At 37.1% G+C, this 2,902-nt stretch carries 2 protein-coding genes and 1 pseudogene; all 3 read right to left on the bottom strand.

Annotated features, from left to right (window positions below; genetic code table 11):
- Positions 1–376: pseudogene (locus Q0376_RS08705) on the bottom strand (diaminopimelate decarboxylase); the annotation flags it as partial.
- A 269-nt stretch (positions 377–645) separates the two neighbouring features.
- Entirely contained in the window at positions 646–2,280 is a 1,635-nt protein-coding gene (gene groL, locus Q0376_RS08700; RefSeq protein WP_298706587.1) for a chaperonin GroEL, read from the bottom strand.
- Positions 2,281–2,460: 180 nt separating this feature from the next.
- Positions 2,461–2,742: a co-chaperone GroES gene (groES, locus tag Q0376_RS08695; protein WP_115309637.1), complete on the bottom strand. Its 282-nt coding sequence runs from the start codon at positions 2,740–2,742 to the stop codon at positions 2,461–2,463.
- Positions 2,743–2,902 lie beyond the last annotated feature (160 nt).

Below are 2,902 nucleotides of genomic sequence, written 5' to 3'. Positions count from 1 at the left end.
TAATATGTGTAATATCATCTAAGTTGATAATGGCGCCCAATTCGAAGGCATTGGCAAATTCTTCATAAGGAGTATCATTGGACGTAAAAATAATATGGTCACCTGTAATACCGACTTTTTCGCAAAGCATAAGTTCTGCTAAAGAAGAGCAATCAGCGCCCACACCTTCTTCTTTAAGAAGCTTTAGAATATATGGATTTGGTGTAGCCTTTACAGCGAAATAGTTTTTAAAATTAGGAACCCACGAAAAGGCTTTTATAAAACGTCTTACATTGTCTACAATGCCCTTGGCATCATAAATGTGAAATGGCGTAGGATATTGATTTATAATTTCTTTTAGTTCATCACCTGTAAAGGGGATTCTTTTTTCATTCATGGTGCACTCCTCTCTTCTGCAGTAACTTAAAGGCAGAATCGCATAATGTATACAATTGTTTATGTATGAAATACATTATACTGAATCTGTAGAGCTTCTGTCAATTCTATAGAATTCAATTGTAGTTGTATAGCAATAGTAATTTAGCATAGTTTATATCTTATTATCGTATCCTATGTAGCACTACATAGTAAAAGCCCCACATACATATTATATGTGGGGCTTATTTATTAAATTCTTATTGGTTCAGCGAAAGTTGGCCGATTAAATTACATCATGCCGCCCATACCGCCCATGCCACCCATTGGAGGCATAGCAGGTGCTGCTGCATTTTCTTCTACTTTATCTGCTACGATGCTTTCAGTAGTTAATACTAATGCGGCAATGGAAGCTGCATTTTGAAGCGCAGAACGTGTTACTTTAGCAGGGTCAACGATACCAGCTTTAACCATATCTACATATTCTTCAGTAAGTGCATTGAAGCCTACACCGCTTTCAGTAGTTTTAACCCGTTCTACTACTACAGAGCCTTCAAGACCTGCATTGTAAGCGATTTGACGAAGAGGTTCTTCAACAGCACGTTTTACTAAGTTAATACCAGTTTGAACGTCCCCTTCTTCTTTTAAGCTATCAAGAGCTGGAATGATGTCGATTAAAGTAGTACCACCACCAGCTACGATACCTTCTTCAACAGCAGCGCGAGTTGCATTAAGAGCATCTTCGATGCGTAATTTTTTATCTTTAAGTTCAACTTCAGTGGCTGCACCAACTTCGATAACAGCTACACCGCCAGACAATTTAGCAAGGCGTTCTTGAAGTTTTTCTTTGTCGAATTCAGAAGTAGTTTCGTCTAGTTGTGCTTTGATTTGACCAACGCGTTGTTTAATAGCGTCTGCATTACCAGCACCATCAATGATAACAGTTTCATCTTTAGTTACGCGAACTTGACGTGCCGTACCTAAGTCTTCAAGTTCTACCGCATCAAGTTTACGGCCCATATCTTCAGTGATTACAGTACCACCAGTTAAGATAGCGATATCTTCAAGCATTGCTTTACGACGGTCACCAAAACCAGGTGCTTTTACAGCTACCGCTTTGAAAGTACCACGTAATTTATTAACTACTAAAGTAGCCAATGCTTCACCATCAAGATCTTCGGCAATGATAAGTAATTCTTTGCCTTGTTTTACTACTTTTTCAAGAGTTGGAAGCATATCAGCAATAGCGCTAATTTTGCGGTCAGTAATTAAAATGTATGGATCATTCATAACGGCTTCCATTTTATCTGGATCAGTTACCATGTAAGGAGAAATGTAGCCGCGGTCGAATTGCATACCTTCAACAACGGAAAGATCTGTTTGAAGGCCTTTGGATTCTTCTACAGTAATAACGCCGTCATTGCCAACTTTTTCCATAGCTTCAGCAATAAGACCACCGATTTCAGAATCACCAGCAGATACAGAAGCAACTTGAGCAATATCAGCTTTGCCATTTACTTTAATGGATTTCTTTTTGATTTCTTCTACTAAAGTATTTACTGCAAGTTCAATACCTTTTTTCAAAATCATTGGGTTAGCACCAGCCGCTACATTGCGCATACCTTCTTGAATCATTGCTTGCGCAAGAACTGTTGCAGTAGTAGTACCATCACCGGCAACATCATTAGTTTTAGTTGCTACTTCTTTAACTAATTGTGCACCCATGTTTTCAAATGGATCTGCTAATTCGATATCACGAGCGATTGTTACACCATCATTAGTGATAGTAGGAGAACCGAATTTTTTATCTAATACTACATTGCGGCCCTTTGGTCCTAAAGTTACTTTTACTGCATTTGCTAATGCATCAACACCACGACCAAGAGCACGGCGAGCATCTTCATTGAAAAGAATTTCTTTTGCCATAATATATTACCTCCTATATGACTATTGTCATATATAAATTAAAGATTTGTATTGATTAACCTGTTTAGTTAACTTATTAGCCTAACCATATTGACTTAACGTATCTAGTAAATTCTAGGGGCTTGGCCCATTTAGTTAACGATTTAGTAGTACATATAGTTACGTATCTTAGCGTTTACATTATAGAATTGCTAAAATATCGCGTTCGCTAATTACTAAATGGTCTACACCATCAATTTTTACTTCTGTACCAGCGTATTTGGAGAACATTACTTTATCACCAACAGCTACTTCAGGAGCAACACGTTGACCATTGTCATATACTTTACCTGCACCTACAGCTACTACTTCGCCTTCGGAAGGTTTTTCTTTAGCAGTGTCTGGTAAAAAGATACCACTTTTGGTTTTTTCTTCTTTTTCAAGGACACGAATTATAACACGGTCGCCTAAAGGTTTCATCATTGTTAATCTCTCCTTTGAACTAATGTTTAGTTTCATATTAGTTAATATCTATTTATTAGCACTCACTAAGCCTGAGTGCTAACTACAATTATTATTATAGCGGATAAAAAATAAAATGCAAGTATTAGGAAAGACATTGAACTTATATAAAACTTCTAAT

The sequence above is a fragment of the uncultured Veillonella sp. genome, from assembly GCF_937981445.1.
GTDB lineage: Bacteria > Bacillota > Negativicutes > Veillonellales > Veillonellaceae > Veillonella_A.
This window is presented reverse-complemented; position numbering and strand designations above follow the sequence as displayed.